The organism is Gordonibacter faecis, assembly GCF_030077735.1.
In the GTDB taxonomy this organism is placed as follows: domain Bacteria; phylum Actinomycetota; class Coriobacteriia; order Coriobacteriales; family Eggerthellaceae; genus Gordonibacter; species Gordonibacter faecis.
Map to the genome: position 1 here is coordinate 81,070 of NZ_JASJEU010000003.1, position 17,023 is coordinate 98,092.

The 17,023-nt window shown below is 62.4% G+C and carries 14 protein-coding genes; 13 read left to right on the top strand and 1 reads right to left on the bottom strand.

What is annotated here, in order from left to right; all coding sequences use genetic code 11:
- The first annotated feature begins 7 nt into the window (after positions 1-7).
- The 5 genes from QNJ86_RS00630 to QNJ86_RS00650 all read left to right on the top strand — a co-directional run bounded on the left by QNJ86_RS00630 (position 8) and on the right by QNJ86_RS00650 (position 4,254).
- Positions 8-490: a diacylglycerol kinase family protein gene (locus tag QNJ86_RS00630; protein ID WP_283830627.1), complete on the top strand. Its 483-nt coding sequence runs from the start codon at positions 8-10 to the stop codon at positions 488-490.
- A gap of 69 nt (positions 491-559) precedes the next feature.
- Entirely contained in the window at positions 560-1,474 is a 915-nt protein-coding gene (gene era / locus QNJ86_RS00635; RefSeq protein ID WP_283830628.1) for a GTPase Era, read from the top strand.
- Positions 1,475-1,624: 150 nt separating this feature from the next.
- Entirely contained in the window at positions 1,625-3,130 is a 1,506-nt protein-coding gene (locus tag QNJ86_RS00640; RefSeq protein ID WP_283830629.1) for a PASTA domain-containing protein, read from the top strand.
- A gap of 5 nt (positions 3,131-3,135) precedes the next feature.
- The gene (recO, locus tag QNJ86_RS00645; protein ID WP_283830630.1) at positions 3,136-3,906 is read left to right on the top strand and encodes a DNA repair protein RecO; all 771 of its coding nucleotides are present in this window, start codon (positions 3,136-3,138) and stop codon (positions 3,904-3,906) included.
- Between the two features lie 99 nt (positions 3,907-4,005).
- Positions 4,006-4,254 carry a TIGR03905 family TSCPD domain-containing protein gene (locus tag QNJ86_RS00650; RefSeq protein ID WP_283830631.1) on the top strand — a complete coding sequence of 83 codons (249 nt, stop codon included), beginning with the start codon at positions 4,006-4,008 and terminating at the stop codon, positions 4,252-4,254.
- On the opposite strand, the gene QNJ86_RS00655 is transcribed toward QNJ86_RS00650, so the two are convergent.
- Entirely contained in the window at positions 4,239-5,030 is a 792-nt protein-coding gene (locus tag QNJ86_RS00655) for a C39 family peptidase (RefSeq protein ID WP_283830632.1), read from the bottom strand. The two genes, QNJ86_RS00650 and QNJ86_RS00655, sit on opposite strands and share 16 nt — an antisense overlap.
- Positions 5,031-5,225: 195 nt before the next feature.
- Between QNJ86_RS00655 and QNJ86_RS00660 the strand changes: the two genes are divergently transcribed.
- From QNJ86_RS00660 to QNJ86_RS00695, 8 genes are all read left to right on the top strand, one after another.
- On the top strand, positions 5,226-5,924 hold the full coding sequence (locus tag QNJ86_RS00660; RefSeq protein WP_283830633.1) for a response regulator transcription factor: 699 nt from the start codon (positions 5,226-5,228) through the stop codon (positions 5,922-5,924).
- Positions 5,925-5,991: 67 nt separating this feature from the next.
- Positions 5,992-7,167: a sensor histidine kinase gene (locus QNJ86_RS00665; RefSeq protein WP_283830634.1), complete on the top strand. Its 1,176-nt coding sequence runs from the start codon at positions 5,992-5,994 to the stop codon at positions 7,165-7,167.
- Between the two features lie 242 nt (positions 7,168-7,409).
- Complete coding sequence (gene rpsO, locus QNJ86_RS00670; RefSeq protein ID WP_283830635.1) at positions 7,410-7,697, top strand: 30S ribosomal protein S15; 288 nt, start codon at positions 7,410-7,412, stop codon at positions 7,695-7,697.
- Positions 7,698-7,892: 195 nt separating this feature from the next.
- On the top strand, positions 7,893-10,136 hold the full coding sequence (locus QNJ86_RS00675) for a polyribonucleotide nucleotidyltransferase (protein ID WP_283830636.1): 2,244 nt from the start codon (positions 7,893-7,895) through the stop codon (positions 10,134-10,136).
- A 157-nt stretch (positions 10,137-10,293) separates the two neighbouring features.
- Positions 10,294-11,067: a 4-hydroxy-tetrahydrodipicolinate reductase gene (dapB, locus tag QNJ86_RS00680; RefSeq protein WP_283830637.1), complete on the top strand. Its 774-nt coding sequence runs from the start codon at positions 10,294-10,296 to the stop codon at positions 11,065-11,067.
- A gap of 112 nt (positions 11,068-11,179) precedes the next feature.
- Positions 11,180-12,076 carry a 4-hydroxy-tetrahydrodipicolinate synthase gene (gene dapA / locus QNJ86_RS00685; RefSeq protein WP_283830638.1) on the top strand — a complete coding sequence of 299 codons (897 nt, stop codon included), beginning with the start codon at positions 11,180-11,182 and terminating at the stop codon, positions 12,074-12,076.
- A gap of 302 nt (positions 12,077-12,378) precedes the next feature.
- A complete protein-coding gene (locus tag QNJ86_RS00690) occupies positions 12,379-14,298 on the top strand; it encodes a ribonuclease J (RefSeq protein ID WP_283830639.1) in 1,920 nt (639 codons plus the stop codon).
- A 139-nt stretch (positions 14,299-14,437) separates the two neighbouring features.
- Complete coding sequence (locus QNJ86_RS00695) at positions 14,438-17,023, top strand: FtsK/SpoIIIE family DNA translocase (protein ID WP_283830640.1); 2,586 nt, start codon at positions 14,438-14,440, stop codon at positions 17,021-17,023.

Here is a 17,023-nt window from a genome sequence, read left to right on the forward strand (position 1 = left end):
GGCTTTCATGGATGCGTCGAACGCTATGGACGACGAAGAGCGCTCAGCGGCGGGCGGCGGCTCTGACACGCAGCCAGAGGCTCCGGCGGGATTCGTCCGCAACGAGCAAGCGAAGGAAGCGCGGGCGCGCTTTTCGCTGATTCGCGCTTTCAAGTGTGCGTTTGACGGCATTGCCTATGTGGTACGCACGCAGCGCAATATGAAGATTCACCTGGTCATAGCCGTGGTGGCGGTGGCGCTGGGCTTGGCGTTAGGCATTGACGGCGCATCGTGGGCGGCGGTCATCCTCTGCATTGCGGCGGTGTTTGCGGCCGAGTGCGTGAACACGGCCATCGAGTCGGTGGTGGACCTCGTGTCGCCGGACTACCATGAATTGGCGCGCCGCGCGAAGGACTGTGCGGCCGGGGCAGTGCTCATTTTCGCCCTCGTGTCCGTGGTGGTGGCCGTGGTGGTGTACGGCCCGCGCGCCTGGCTGCTGCTGTTCGGGTAATCACAACGTTTCGCAATAAGGTAGTCCGGGGGACTGCTTTCACGTAAAAGGGGAAAGGTAAGCACACGCATGGAATTTGACGCACACGCGCCTGAGAGCTTTAAGTCGGGCTTCGTTACGCTGGTGGGACGGCCGAACGCGGGCAAGTCGACGCTCTTGAACGCCATCATGGGCAAAAAGATTGCTATCACGTCTAACACCGTGCAAACGACGCGCCACCGGTTCCGCGCGGTGCTCACGCGCCCGGGGTTTCAGCTGGTCATCGTGGACACGCCGGGGCTGCATAAGCCCCACGACGCCCTCGGTGAGGAACTGAACACCTCCGCGCTCAAGGCGCTTGAAGACGTGGATGTGCTGGCGTTTGTGGTTGATGCCTCCAAGCCCGTCGGCCGCGGCGACGAATGGGTGGCCGAGCAGCTTTCGCACACGCGCTCCAAAAAGGTATGCGTGCTGTCGAAGACCGACCTTGCCACGCCCGAACAGATTGCCGCCCAGCGCGACGCCGTAGAGCGTTTAGGCACGTGGGACGCCATGGTGGCGCTGTCGTCGGAGACGGGCAAAAACGTGGACGCCTTCGTGGAAGAGGTGGTGTACCTCTTGCCGGAAGGCCCTGCGTGGTTCCCCGCCGACATGGAAACCGATCAGCCCATTGACGTGGTGGTATCCGAATTCATTCGCGAAAAGATTCTTCGCACCTTCCGCGACGAGGTGCCTCACGCCATCGGCGTGCGCGTGGAGGAAATGGAGTACGACAAGAAGAAAGACCTCCATCGCATCTTTGCCGTGGTGTACGTGGAGCGCGACAGTCAAAAGGGCATCATCATTGGCAAGCGAGGCGCCGCCATCAAGCAGATTGGCATCGAGGCGCGCGCCGATTTAGAGCAGCTGCTGGGCACGCGCGTGTTTCTGGATCTCTCCGTGAAGGTGAAGAAGAACTGGCGACGCGACGCCAACCAGATTCGTCGCTTCGGCTACGGGGAATAGCAACCGCGCGGCACACTGTTTCAGCATTCGCACGCAGGGAACCTCCTTCGTAGTTCTGCAGGTATTGTTATCACGATGAGCGCGCCGCCCACCGGCGCGCTTTTCCGTTACAATAGCTGCGAAGATGTCATTTTGAGGGAGTCGTGGAGCATGATCTGTCCGAACTGCCATTCAGATAATAAAGAAGGCGCAAAATTCTGCAACGAGTGCGGCTTTCCGCTGACCGGGCGCATTGCCTCGGTTGCGGCGGCGGCCGATGAAGAGCCGCGTGACCGGCAAGTCCTGGAGGCCGAAGTCCCAGAAGTGGACGTGCCGGCGGTAAGTGATCTTCCCAGCGCCACCGAAAACGGCTTCGCTGATGAAGCGGCCGACGGGGATGTTTTCGGCGATGAAGAGCCTGTGGCTTCGCCCGCGCCTGGTCGGTCCCAGGGGTCTGGCCCCCTTGATCGCGCGAGCCTGCCGGTTATTGGTGTGAAGGGTGTTGACGTCGACGAAGACGGCAACGCGTTCGATTTCAGCGACGTGGACGACGAACCTGAGCCACGTCCTGTTCCCGCACCTCAGCCGGCCGATGTGACGGCCGACCTGTCCGGGCTCGATGAGTGCCTCGTGGACTCCGGCTATGTGCCGCCGCAAACGTGGCGCTCGGGTGGCACCATGGAAATGCCGCGCGTCGAAGGCGCTGCAGCGCCCAAGCAAAAGGAATTCCGTGCTCCCGACGCGAACGAGAAAAAGCACGGCCGCGGTCGCGCGGTTGTTATCGCGCTGGGCATTGTGGTGGTGCTTGCTGCCGCAGCGGCGGGCATCACGTATCAGATGGAACTCTGGGGCGGAAAAATGCTGCCCGACGTGACCGGCATGACTCAGGCCGACGCCACCTTCCGCCTGGAAGGCAAGGGCTTCACGGTGAGCGCATCGCAGGTGAAGTCGGATGAAACCGAAGGCCTCGTTCTGCTCATGGATCCCTCAGCTGGTGCGCGTGCAGAAAAGGGTTCTGAGGTGGTTATCCACGTTGCCGTGGCCCGCACCATTCCCGATGTGGTAACCAAGACGAAAGACCAGGCAGCCAAGCTGCTGAACGAAGAGGGCTTTGAGCATGTCGCCTTCGTGGAAGAAATGTCGGCTGAGCCGGAAGGAAGCGTGCTGGCTATCAGCCCCGACGCAGGCACTAAGGCTAAGGGGTCGACAACAGTGACGGTAACCGTGGCGATACCCTTTTTGGTTCCTGACGTGGCTGGGCAAACGGCCGACGCGGCGGTTGCGGCGCTTGAGGCGGCTACCTATGTTCCCTCGGTGGTTACCTACTACACCGAAGAGGTGCCCGAAGGCACGGTGGTCAAAACCGATCCAGCGCCCGGCACGAAGCTTGAACCGGGCTCAACGGTGACGGTGAACGTGGCGAAGTCGCGTGCGAGCGTGCTGGTTGCGGCGGCGCGTGATTACCTCGCAAGTGCGGGCACTATTTCCATCGGCGGCACCACCTACGAGATTATCTCGGTGGATGACGTGAGTTACCCCGCCTACAACCAGACGGCGTTCACCATCACGGGCACGGCGGTGACCACGCTGGACGGCGAGACGGTGCGCGGCTCAGCCAAGCAGAAGAGTGGCACCATCACCTGGGATGACGCCAACAACATCGTCAGCATCTCGTAGCGGTTGTGGCCAGCGCGACGTACACGACGCGCGCCCTCGTGCTGCGCAAAACCAAGCTGGGGGAAAGCGACCTCATTGTGACGCTGTTGGCAGAAGACGGCTCGCAGCTGCGCGCCGTGGCCAAAGGTGCCCGTAAGCCCGCAAGCCCCTTCGCTGCGCGGCTGGAACTGTATTCAGTCGTTGACCTCTTGTGTTCCGAAGGCCGCAACCTGGATATCGTGAAAGAGGCGCGCATTGTAGCCAGCCACGAGCGCTTGCGCCGCGACCTGGAACACGCCGCCTGCGCCGCGCCCATTGCGGAGCTGCTCGATCGCATGACGCAGGCGGGCCTCGAAACGCCGCGCCTGTTCGCGCTTACCGAAGCGGCCCTCACGCGCCTTGATGCGGCTGAGCCTTCCCAGGCGCCCGCCCTGTGTGCGGCGTGTCTGTTGAAGGCGCTTGCGTTCTGTGGCCTGCGTCCCAGCCTTTCAACCTGTGTGGGGTGTGGAGCGGAGGTTGCGCTGGGGCGGCCCGATGAGCTGGTGTTTGTGTCGTATCGCGAGGGTGGCATCGTGTGTCCGTCGTGCCGCGCCTCGGTTGAGGCGGTGGGCATCTCGGCTGGAACCGTGGCCTGGTGCCGCGCGCTTCTCGGTTCCACGTTCGACGAAGTGGTGGCTCTTAAGGTGGACCCGTCGGCATCGTTCGCCGTGCTGCGCTTCTGTCAGGAATGGATTCGCGAACACGTGGGTGCTCCCCTGAAGTCGCTCACCTTCCTGTTTACGTCGGGTTTGTTCTAGGCCCGCCGGACGGGCGCATATAAAAGTTGTTTACCCAGGATATCTTTTACGGCTGTTGTGGGATAATAAGGTTCACTCATTATGAACAAGGAGAAGACGATGTATACCTACACTCCGCGTGGCGTGTGCTCGCGCGCTATTCATATTGAACTTGACGGCGACACCATTCAGCATATCGACTTTGTTGGTGGTTGTGATGGTAACTTGAAAGCTGTTTCCAAGCTTGTTCAGGGCAAATCGGTGGACGAGGTGGCCGCGCTGCTGGAAGGTAACACGTGTGGGCGTCGCTCCACGTCGTGCGCCGACCAGCTGGTGCGCGGCCTGCGTGCTGCTCAGGCCGCCGTGTAGGCCCAGAGGTTTCTGCACTGGCGCAGTACGGTGTCAAAATCCCAGGCCTGCGCCGTGCGCTCGGGGCTATTGGGGTCGCGAATGATCAGCCGGCCGCGCTCGTCAACTCCCGTAAGTACGATAAAGTGACCGGTGCTGGTGAAGTCGCCAGGCCCGACACTGCAAATGACCGGCGAGCCGGACACCAAAGCCTGGCGAACACTGGCCTCATCAGCGGGAAGTTCTTCGGCTAACAGTCCCTTTTCGGCCGCGCCTTCCGTCATGAATGCCCACGCGGTACCATCGGCAGACGCACACCCAAGGCGTTCGGAAAGCGCGCCCATATCGGCGGGTGTCATATCGGTGTGCCCGGTGAGCGCCACGTACACCATGGTAAGACAGGTGGGCCCGCAGCCCGTGTCGCCAAAGGAGCCTTCGGCATACGACGCGTTGGCCCAGGTGGCATCACGCTGGTAGAGCTTGGGTACCTCGCCGGCGCGCCAGTTTTCGCGCGGCGTACTCTGGGGTGTGTCGCTTTCTGCTCCTGGGGCGGAAGAGGCGGCAAGTGAGGGCAACGTGAACCACGCCGTTGCCGCCAAGGCCACCACCAACACGAGGGCAAACAAAGCCGACCCCAGGCCAAAGCGCCGACGAGTGGAGGCGGCACCGGGGTGGCGCTGAAAAGTCGCAGCACGTGGCCGCGCCGCTGCGGGGTAGGCGGCAGCGCGCGGGTTTGCATGCCTGGTGTGCGGTGCGCGGTTATACTCGTCGTGTCCGTATACGTTCGAATAGGTCATAACGCTCCCTTTCCGTATCAACCCTTCTGACGGTTCGTTTTCAAGTATCCGCACGCAGTGACGCGCTGTCTCGGAAGAAACGGCTACGAAACCTTTAAGAATTCCTGAATATTTGCGCGACCTGGGGGCGCGGCCGATACAATGGTTCCCAGAGAGAAGGCAAACGCGCTGCGGGGCGCGGGAAGGAAGAAGCGCATGGGGGACACAAAGCGCATAGCGGTGTGCGACGACGAGGCGGCCATCGCCGATTTGGTGGTGCAGCTTCTTTCCCAAGGCGGCTTCGAGGCGCGCGCGTTCTATGCGGCGCCCGACCTGTTGACTGCGACCGCGCATGATCCGTTTGACCTGGTGGTACTTGACATCATGATGCCGGGCATGGACGGGTTTGCGTGCTGTCGCGAAATCAGACGCACCAGCTCGGTGCCCATCATCTTCCTCACCGCGAAAGACGAGGAAGTTGATAAGGTGGTGGGCTTTGAGCTGGGGGCCGACGACTACGTGGTGAAGCCCTTCAAGCCGCGCGAACTGGTGGCCCGCGTGCGTGCGCGGCTGCGGCGTACGAGCGCCGCCGCTGCGTCTGCTGGCGAGGACGTAAACGTGCTGGAAGCGCGCGGCATCGCCGTGGACGAGAACGCCTACCAGGCAACCCTGCACGGCGAGCCGCTTTCCCTCACGCCGAAAGAGTTCGCCATTCTCGGGTGTCTGCTGCGTGCGAAGGGACGGCCCGTGGCATCGCGCGACTTATTTGAAGCAGTGTGGGGCGAGGAAGCAAACGCCCAGAGCAACAACACGGTGATGGTGCACATCCGCCATCTACGCAAAAAGCTGGCGGCCATCGACTCGTCGCAGGAACTGATCGAAACGGTGTGGGGCGTCGGCTACAAACTGGGGTAACTATGGTGCGCCACACGGCGCTTTATCAGGCGCATGAGGCGACGCGCACAAGGAAAGGGAGGCCGCCATGGCCGTTCAGGAACAGGGCATGCTCGCGCAGGCGCGCAAGGAGCAAACCAGAAGGCTCTCGAACAGTATTCTGCGCCGCACGCTGGCAAACGTGGTGCTGTTTGCGGTTGCCTACGCACTGTTGTTTACGGGATTCATGTTCATATTGGGCACCCCGCTCTCGAACCTCGTATTTAACCTGGTGGGGCAGCGTTACTCCGTCCATTCGGCCATTGCGAATCTGTTCTTGCTGTGCGTTGCTGCCGGGTTCGTTGCGGGCATTGTGCTGCTGGTGCGCTCGGGCATCAACCGGGCGCTTGGCTACTTCGACGACTTGCTCGACTCGGTGGCAAACGTCCTGTCCAAGCGCGAAGGCCCCGTGTCGCTGCCGCGCGAACTGGCACCCACGGAAGCCTACCTCAATGCTGTGAAGGAGGAAAGTGAGCGCAGCGAGCGGGCGGCACATGCGGCCGAAGAGCGCAAAAATGAACTGGTGGTGTATCTCGCCCACGACATCAAGACGCCGCTCACCTCCATCGTGGGCTATCTGACGCTTCTGGCTGAATCCCCCGACCTGCCGCTTGACGTGCGCGCCCGCTACACGGGCATCACGCTTGACAAGGCCTACCGCCTGGAGGAGCTGCTCGAAGAGTTCTTCGAAATCACGCGCTATAACCTTACGTCCATTCCCATTGAGCGCTCGCGCTTCGATGGCGTGCTGTTTGTGAACCAGGTGATGGAAGAGTTCTACCCGCTGGCGGAAGGGCGCTCCCTTGAGCTCACGTTCGACGGCCCGGCCGAGCTCTCTGTGTTCGCCGATGCAAGCCGTGTGGCGCGCGTGCTGAACAACGTGCTGAAAAACGCCGTCGCCTACGCCGATGCGGGCACCGAGGTGCGTGTGCGCACGGGCCTGGTGTGTGCGCCCGATGGCTTTGTGTGGTGGGAGCTCACCGTGACCGACCACGGCCGCGAACTCTCGCCGGAACACTTGGAGCGCATCTTCGAGAAGTTCTTCCGCGCCGATGCCGCGCGCACCTCGGAAGGGGGAGCGGGGCTTGGGCTGGCCATCGCCCGCGAAATTGCGCGCGCCCACGGCGGCGACATCTACGCCACGAGCGACGCCGGCATCACCTCGTTCACCATCTGGATTCCCCAAGGCCCGAGCATTGCCACGGCGCCCAGCACCCGCGCGTAAAATCCACGCCGACAAGCACCTCCTTTTTGTGGGCAACCTGTGGCGCTATCAGGTGCGTGCTTGTTGCGCCTTCGGCCTTCGCCTACAATAGACAAGCTGCGATAACGCAGGCACTTCCCGCTTGGTCCGCATACGTCCACCGTATGCCCACCCAGAGGGGAGCGCATCGGTTCTGCGCCGCCGGATAAGGGCTGCGCGACAGGCGGCCCGGTGACGGCGCTGCCAGGAAAGGTGGAAAAGCTATGGCAAGCAAGCTCAGCATCAGCAAAGAGCGCACTGCGGAACTCATCAAAGAGTACGGCAAGGGCGAGGGCGATTCGGGTAGCCCGGAGGTGCAGGTGGCAATCCTTTCGGAGCGCATCCGCAACCTCACCGAGCACCTGAAGGTCCACAAGAAGGACAACCACTCCCGCCGTGGCCTCATGATGCTCCTCGGTAAGCGCCGCGGTCTTCTGAAGTACATCAAGGCCCGCGACGTCGAAGAGTACCGTACGCTCATCAAGAAGCTCGGCATCCGCGACACCATCTAGCAACGAGAGCCCGCTTCGGCGGGCTTTTGTATAGGCGTTTCGCACCTTCTCGCGCGTTGCGCGGCGAAGAGGGAGCGCCACGGCGGTCGGAAGCGCAAGGGCGTTTCTGCTCGCGGCGGGCCGCACAGGGTGGCACCGTCAAAGAAGCTTGGCCGCACGAGGGCGTCCAAGGTAGAAGAGAAAGAAAGCTGAAACATGGAAAAAATCGTCGAATCCTTCGAGCTGTACGGAAAAGAGTACCGTCTCGAGACGGGCGAGCTGGCCAAGCAGGCCACCGGCGCCGTGCTCGTGACGCAGGGCGACACGAGCGTGCTCGTGACCGCGGTTATCTCGAAGGAGGAGAAGGACTACGACTTCTTCCCGCTTACGGTGGACTTCATCGAGAAGATGTACGCCGTTGGCCGCATTCCTGGCGGCTACCTGAAGCGCGAAGCCCGTCCGTCCGACAAGGGCACGCTCACGGCCCGCATGGTCGACCGCCCCATCCGTCCCGGTTTCGTTGACGGCTTCAAGCGTGAGGTGCACATCGTGTGCACGACGCTGGTGGTTGACAGCGTGAATCCGCCCGACACCATCTGCGTCATGGGTGCCAGCGCGGCACTTATGCTGGGCGCCGCTCCGTTTGACGGCCCGGCTGCCTGTGTGCGCATCGGCCGCGACATTGAAACGGGCGAGTTCATTGTGAACCCGACCTTCGAAGAGTCCGAGCACTCTGACCTGGAGCTGACCATTGCCGGTACGGCTGACTACATCTCCATGGTGGAAGCTGGCGCCGACGAAATCTCCGAAGAAGACATGCTTGCTGCCATGACATTTGGCCAGGAGGCTATCGCCGCCTTCTGCGACGCGCAGCAGCGCTTCCTCGACCGTGCGAACATTCAGCCGGTGGAATGGCCTGTTCACGTGGCCGACCCGGCCATCGCCGAGCGCGTGGCTCCGTTCATGGACGAGATGAGCGCTGCCTTGCACGACGCCGACAAGCAGGCGCGTATGGCGAAGGTGGAAGAGCTCAAGGCCCGCATCAAGGAGGAGCAGTTCTCAGACGAAGAGCGCGCCGCCTGGAAGAGCGACATTGCCGCTGAGCTGAAGAAACTTGAGAAGAAGGCCATGCGCGCCATGGTTATCGCCACCGGCGAGCGCGTCGACGGCCGCCGTCCCGACGAGATTCGCCCGCTGCACATCGTGCCGGGGTATCTGCCCCGCGTGCACGGTTCGGGCCTGTTCCAGCGCGGTCAGACCCAGGTGCTCTCCGTGGTGACGCTTGGCATGCTGAACGAGTGGCAGCGCCTCGACACCATCGATCCCGCCGAGGGCAAGCGCTACATGCACCAGTACAACTTCCCGCCGTACTGCACGGGCGAGACGGGCCGCATGGGTGCCCCGAAGCGCCGCGAAGTGGGCCACGGTGCCCTGGCCGAGCGTGCGCTCATGCCGGTGATTCCCAACGAAGACGAATTCCCCTACGCCATTCGCGTGGTGTCCGAGGTGTTGGAGTCCAACGGCTCGTCGTCGATGGCTTCCACCTGCGGAAGCACGCTTGCGCTGATGGATGCTGGTGTGCCCATTAAGGCGCCCGTGTCCGGCATTGCCATGGGTCTTATTAAAGAGGGCGATGACGTGGTCATTCTCTCTGACATCCAGGGTATTGAGGACTTCCTCGGCGACATGGACTTCAAGGTGTGCGGCACGGAAAAGGGCATCACGGCACTGCAGATGGACAACAAGGCTCGCGGCCTGTCCGTGGATATTCTGGCCCGCGCGCTCAAACAGGCAAGTGAAGGCCGCGCCTACATCCTTGACGCCATGCTGGCCGAGATTGCCGCGCCGCGCGCTGATCTGCGCGAAACCGCTCCGCGCATCGAAACCATCCACATTCCCGTGGACAAGATTCGCGACGTCATCGGTAGCGGTGGCAAGGTGGTCCGCGGCATTCAGGACGAAACCGGCGCACAGATCAACATCGAGGAAGACGGCACCATTCACATTGCCGCCGTGGAGGGCCCGGCTGGCGAGGCTGCCAAGGCCATGATCCTCGGCATTGTGAAGGAGCCCGAGGTGGGCGAGGTGTTCGACGGCGAAGTTGTGGGTATCAAAGACTTCGGCGCGTTCGTGAAGCTGACGCCGGGCAAAGACGGCCTGCTGCACATCTCGCGCATGGCCAACGGCCGCGTGGGCAAGGTGGAAGACGTACTCAACCTCGGCGACACCGTGAAGGTTGAGGTGCTTGAAGTGGACCCGAATTCGGGCAAGATTTCGCTCGATCGCCTGGAGAAGCCGGACGCCCCCGAGGGCTCCGCTCCCAGCCGCGAGCGCTCCGACCGCCCGCGCCGCGACGATCACGGCCACGGCGACAAGGACAATCGCCCCGGTCGCAGCAATCGCAACGGCAACGGTAACGGCAGCGGCGGGCGCACCCCGCGTCGCCGTCACGAAGGCTAGGAACTCTCGAAGGGCCGCGCGAGCGGCCCTTCCGCTTACCGGGAGTACTTTTGTGCGTCCGCCGGGCGCTCGGTGCCATCGGGATAACGTTTCGTTGGGTGCGGGCACCTGACATGGTAGGATGAGGGAAATCATCACAGAGTGAAAGGCTTTCTTCATGATTAAGGTTGCGGTTTCGGGATGTGCCGGGCGCATGGGTCAGGCGGTTGTGAACGCGGTGCGCGGTGCTGATGACCTGGAACTTGCCTGTGGCATCGACCCGCACGCAAGCAGCACGCACGCCGACTTCCCCGTATTTACCAGCGTCCCCGAGGCGCTTCGTGGCGCTACGTTTGACGTGCTCGTCGACTTCACGCAGCCCTCTGTTGTGGCTGATAACCTGCGCGCCGCCTTGCCCGCGGGTGTTGACTGCGTCGTGGGCACCACCGGGCTTTCGAACGAGACGCTAGAAGAGTTGGCGGCGCTCGCCCCGGAGGGCACGTGCCTCTTCTACGCACCGAACTTCACCACGGGGGCGGTGCTCATGATGGAGTTCGCCAAGGTGGCGGCACCCTATTTCCCCGAGGCGGAGGTCATCGAGTTTCACCACTGCAACAAGAAGGACGCGCCCTCCGGCACGGCTGTGCGCACGGCGCAGATTATCGCCGAGGCGCGCGAGGGCCGCGTGAGCGAGGCGCCGGGTCGCGAGACGGAAATCGCCGGCGCGGAAGGTGCGCGCGGCGCGCTCGTGGAGGGTGTGCCCGTGCATGCGGTGCGCTCGATGGGCTATGTGGCCAGCCAGGAAGTGATTTTCGGCTCGTTCGGTCAGACGCTCACCATCCGCCACGACAGCTGGGAGCGCGGCTCGTACATGCCCGGCGTGCTGTTGGGCATTCGCAGTGTGGGCAAGCGGTCGGGCCTGATTGTAGGTTTGGAGAACTTCATGGCGTGAGCGCGCCCGTCCGTGCAGCTCATGGCATACTACGTTTAATACGCACGATCTAAGAGCACGACGCTATCTGACGGACGCTTTCGTTTGGATGGCGGCTCGGTGAGGAGTCAGCATGACGCAGCCCCGTTTTGGCCGCATGATCCCGGCCATGGTCACCCCGTTCGATGAGAACCGCGAACTGGATCTGGACAAGGCCCAGGCACTTGCCGTGCGCCTTGTGGATGGCGGCAGCGACTCTCTCATCATCAACGGCACGACGGGGGAGAGCCCTACGGTGTTCTACCCGCAAAAGATTGACCTCTTCCGCGCCGTGGTGGAGGCGGTGGGTGACAAGGTGCCCGTCATTGCGAACGTGGGTGACAACTGCACGGCTGACACGGTGAACTTCGCGCGTGACGTGGCGAAACTGGGTGTTGACGGCTTCATGTGCGTGGTGCCGTACTACAACAAGCCGCCGCAAGAGGGCATGTACCAGCACTTCCGCACCATCGCCGATGCGGTGGAGCTGCCCATCGTGCTGTACAACATCCCCGGTCGTTGCGTGGTGAACATGGAGGCCGAAACCACGCTGCGCTTGGCGCACGACTGTGCGAACGTGGTGGCTGTGAAGGAAGCCTCGGGCAAGCTGGATCAGGTGAAAGCCATTGTCGACGGAGCGCCGGAGGGCTTTTGGGTGTACTCGGGCGACGACTCGGCCACGCTTGATATCATGAAGCTGGGTGGCGCAGGTGTGGTGTCCACCATCGGCAACGTGGCACCGGCGCGTATGAAAGAGATTGTGGACTTGTGTGCGGCGGGTGATTGGGAGGCGGCCGAGGCTGCCAACGAGCGCCTGATGCCGCTGATGAAGGGCTTGTTCGAAACCTCGAACCCCATCCTGGTGAAGGAAGCGCTCAAGCTGCTTGACTTCCCGGTGGGAGGCGTGCGTCTGCCGCTGGTGGATGCAACGCCCGAACAGTCCGAGCGCTTGGCTGCCATCATGCGCGAGGTGGGTGTGCTGAGCGCCTAAGTGGTGTTCAGCCTGATAACGGAAAAGGTGGGGTTGCAACAAAAGTTTGCCAGGTATTCCGTAGGGCAAGGGTTCTACCCGTGCCGTGCAACGAGAATAAACCTGTCAGGTAAAGAACTTTGGTTACCTCCCCCTGAGAAAGATATGAAACCGCGCAGGCGGGCGCGCCCTTACGGTGTGTCCCATCGCTTGTGTTCCTCATACGTGGGGAGCCGGCGAGAGCGGCGCAGGCGAAGCCGGGAGTCCCGGCTCTTCGTCTTTACGCGTCCGCTGCGCACGACGAGAAAGACCGGAAGATACACATGGAACAAAACAATCAGCGCTCCGAGCGCGGCGGAAGCCGTGCCAAGGAGCAGGGGCGCGCGGCGAACAGCCGCAGCGGCAACGGTGGCGCGAAGAGCGGGCCGAACGCTGCTAACGCCTCCGAAAAGAAGACGCGCTCCTACAAGCATGTGCAACTTGAGCACAAGCGCCCCCAGCTTACCAAGGCGGGCGCGCAGGGCGGCGGTCGGCGCGGGCAGGGTGAGCAGAACGCGCGCCGTAACTTCGCCTCGCCAAAGAAAGATCCGAACGCCACGCTGAAGATTATTCCTTTGGGTGGCTTGGATGCCATCGGCAAGAACATGACAGCGTTTGAGTGCAAGGGCGACATGATCCTCGATGACTGCGGGCTCATGTTTCCCGACGACAATCATCCGGGTGTCGACCTTATTTTGCCCGACTATACGTACGTGCTTGAGAACGCCGACAAGCTGCGCGGCATCATCATCACGCACGGCCACGAGGACCACACGGGTACGCTGCCGTACCTGCTGAAGGACCTCGACCGCCAGGTGCCTATCTACGCCACGAAGCTCACACTGGGCCTCATTGAAGGCAAGTTCGCCGAGCATAAAATCAAGAACGCCAAGCTGGTGGAAATCAAGCCGGGCGACCAGATTAAACTGGGGTGTTTCACGGCTGAATTCTTCGCGGTGAACCATTCCATTCCGGGTGCGGTGGGCGTGTTTTTCCAGAGCCCGGCCGGAAACGTGCTGCATACGGGCGACTTCAAGCTTGACCAGACGCCCATCGACGGCGTGACCACCGACTTTGGGGCGCTCGCGAAGTTTTCCAAGGTGGGCGTCGACCTTATGATGAGCGATTCCACCAACGCCCAGAACCCCAACTTCACGCCGAGCGAGGCTGAGGTGGGCAAGGAGCTGGCCAAAATCATTTCACAGGCGAAGGGCCGCGTTATCATTGCGTCGTTCGCCAGCCACATTCACCGCATGCAGCAGATTTGCGACGCGGCGGTAGCTAACGGCCGCAAGGTGGTGGTGACGGGCCGCTCGATGATTCAGAACACCGACATCGCGCGCCGTTTGGGTTACCTCAACATCTCTGACGAGGACATCGTGGACGCGTATGACCTCAAGGGTATTCCGCCTGAGCAGGTGGTTATCATGTGCACGGGCAGCCAGGGCGAGCCGCTCTCAGCGCTTGCCCGCATCGCGAACGGTGAGCACAAAACCATCGACTTGGACGAGGGCGACACCGTTATCATTTCGGCCACGCCTGTTCCCGGCAACGAGAAGGCTGTGACGCGCGTGGTGAACTGCCTGGCGAAGATTGGCGCGGATGTGTACGACAAGAAGCGTGCGCGCGTGCACGTGTCGGGCCACGCGGGTGCCGAAGAGTTGAAGCTGGTGCTGTCCATTGTGCAGCCCAAGGCCTTCATGCCGGTGCACGGCGAGGCCACGCACCTGCGCGCCCATGCCAGCCTGGCCGAGGCCACGGGTGTGCCTCACGACAACATTTTCATCTGCGAAAACGGCGAGTCGCTGGAACTCACGGCGCGCGGTGTACACCGTGGCGAAGTGGTGCAGTCCGGCATTGTGTTCGTGGATGGCCTCTCAGTGGGCGACACCTCGCAAGACGTGCTCGACGAGCGCAGCGCACTCGGGTCGCAGGGCTTCGCGGCGGTGGCTGCAGCGGTGTCTTTCAAGCGCAAGGACGTGGTGGGCGAGGTGCAGGTGGAAATGCACGGCATCACGGGCGGCGACGATGACTACCTCACGCGCGAGGCATCGTCCACGGTGAAGAACGCCCTCAAGCGTCAGTTGGGCAAAGGCGGCGGCATGCGCGAACTCAAGAAGGCGGGGCGCGATGCGCTTTTGTCCCTTCTGTGGGAGCGTACCAAGCAGCGCCCGATGGCCATCGTGAACTTGCTGGAAGTTTAGGCTATAATGACCGCATGCGCTCATCCGGCGCGTGCGGTCGCCCTTGTTGTGGTGCGAAACCGCAGGCAGGGCGAACGTGTACCCCATAAAACGCAGACTCACTGAAACGCACCGTAAACGCAGCAAAAGGAGCTGGGCCGTGGCCCGACAATCATCACCATCGAACAAGTCGAAGGCATCTTCATCCGCGAAGTCGAAGAGCAAGGCGGCCTCTCCGGCCGAAAAGAGCGCGCGCAAAAACGGAGCGTCCAAGCCCGCGCGCGCCGCTGACGACGACCGCCTCATTGACGACCGCGCTCGCCGCGACATTGCAGGTGTCGCGTTCGCGGTGGCGGGTGTCGTGCTGTTTGTAGCGGCCGTTATGCCAACGAATGCCCTGGTCACCTCCCTGGTGTCCACCGCGCTGCACCTCACCTTGGGGCTGGGTGCCTATCTGCTTCCCTTCTTCCTCATTGTGGTGGGGGCAAGCTTCCTCATTCGCGCAGGGCGTGAACGCGTACCTGCGCGCGTGTCGGTGGGGCTGCTCATGATTTTGGTGGCGGTGCTGGTGCTGCTGGCTCTGTTTACGCCGGTTGCGCCTGGTGAAGAGGGGCCGCCGGCGGCGCTTTTTGACCCCGATCAGCTGGCAGCACGCGGGGGTTATATCGGCGCGGGTATTGCCTGGGTGGGCTTCACGCTGTTTGGCCAGGTTATTTCTTGTATTATTATGGCGGGCGTCATCATTGCCGGCTTGATGGTGATTGGCTTTTCGCTGAGCAAGCTCGTGGAACGTTTGCAGGAAAAGCGGGCTCAGCACGAAGAGGGCGACGGGGTGCTGGGTGCTCCCGCGTATGCCCGCGTGCAGCGCGCTGAGGGTGCAGGCGGGTTCGTGCCGCTGGTGGCTGGCGAAGCGCAGGCCACCAACGTGCTTCCGCGTTTGGGTGGCAAGAAAGATCGCGCGAACGGGGCCGATGAGGCTGCCGAGACGCAGGTGCTTGACGGGCGCAAGAAGAAACCACGGCGTGCTTCCGCGCCGCTTGACGCGCAGATTTCCGGCAGCCGCCGCATCCCCGATTCGGTGCCCGACTCGGAAGAACTGCCGCTCACGCGCAAGCTGGGTCGCGCGCGCGCCGAGGCTGACGTGGCGGACAAAAGCGCAGATCAGGCGGCCGAAAAGGCCACGCAGACGTCGGTAGCTTCCACGGTGCCGCTGGCAACGCCGCGCCCAGCGGATGGCTTCCAACTGCCACCCTACGACATTCTGGCCACGAGCACTTCCTCCAAGCGCGACAAAGCCGCTGATGAAGAGCTTTCTGAAACGGCGGCCTGCCTCCAAGAAACGCTTGAGAGTTTCTCCATTATGGCCGAGGTGGTGGGCTGGGTGGCTGGTCCCACGGTGACGCTGTATAAGGTGGACTTGCCCGCCGGCGTGCGCGTGAGCCGCGTGACGGCGCTTGAGCAGGACATTGCACTTGCCCTGGCCGCGCCCGGCGTGCGCATTTTTGCCCCCATCCCCGGCACGAACTACGTGGGTATTGAGGTGCCGAACCGCACGCGGCAAAGCGTGCTTCTGGGTGACGTGCTGAAAGACGCGCCCGACGGCCCGCTTATGATTGCTGTGGGTAAGGACGTGGAGGGTGGCTCCATCGTGTCCGATTTGGCCAAGATGCCGCACCTGCTCATTGGTGGTACCACCGGCTCGGGTAAATCGGTGGCTATCAACGCCATGATCATGTCCATTCTCATGCGCGCCACGCCCGCCGAGGTGCGTTTCATCATGATTGACCCCAAGCGCGTAGAATTTACGCCCTATAACGGCATTCCGCACCTCTATGTGCCCGTGGTCACCGAGGCGCGCGAGGCGGCGAGTGCGCTGTCGTGGGGCGTGGCCGAGATGGAGCGGCGCCTGAAGGTGTTCAGCAAGGTGGGTGCCCGCAACATCGGCCAGTACAACGCCAAGGTGCAGGCCGAAGAAGAGGCCGTGCGCAAAGCCGAAGAGGCCGGCGAAGAGCCACCCGCGCGTGAGCTGGGCGAAGAGATTCCCTACATCGTTATCATCATCGACGAGTTGGCGGACCTCATGATGAACGTGGGCAAGGAAGTGGAGTTCTCCATCAGCCGCATCGCGCAGCTGGCGCGCGCGGCGGGCATTCACCTCATTGTGGCCACGCAGCGTCCGTCCACGAACGTGGTCACGGGCCTCATCAAGGCAAACATCACGAACCGCATTGCCTTCAACGTAGCCAGCGGCATCGACTCGCGCGTTATTTTGGACACACCGGGCGCCGAGCGCCTCATTGGTTTGGGCGACTTGCTGCTGAGCAAGCCCGAGTACGCCAAGCCCCAGCGTATCCAGGGCTGCTACGTGTCGGAAGACGAGATCAACGCCGTGGTGTCCATGCTGAAAGAGCAGGGCGAGCCGGAGTATCACTCGGAGATTCTCAGCACGAACCTCATTACACTGGGCGCGTCGCAGCCTGACGGCAGCGGTGGCTCGTGTGCGTCGGACGATCCGCTTGTATGGGAAGCCGCCGAAATTGTGGTGTCGAGCGGCTTGGGATCAACATCGAACATACAAAGGCGCTTGAAAGTTGGTTATTCTCGCGCTGGGCGTATAATGGACATGCTTGAAGAAAAGGGCGTCGTGGGGCCGCCGAACGGCAGCAAGCCCCGCGAGGTGCTCGTTGACGCCATGGAGTTGGAAACGTTAAAGGCGTTCGAGGCGCAGGACTCATACGAGGAGTGA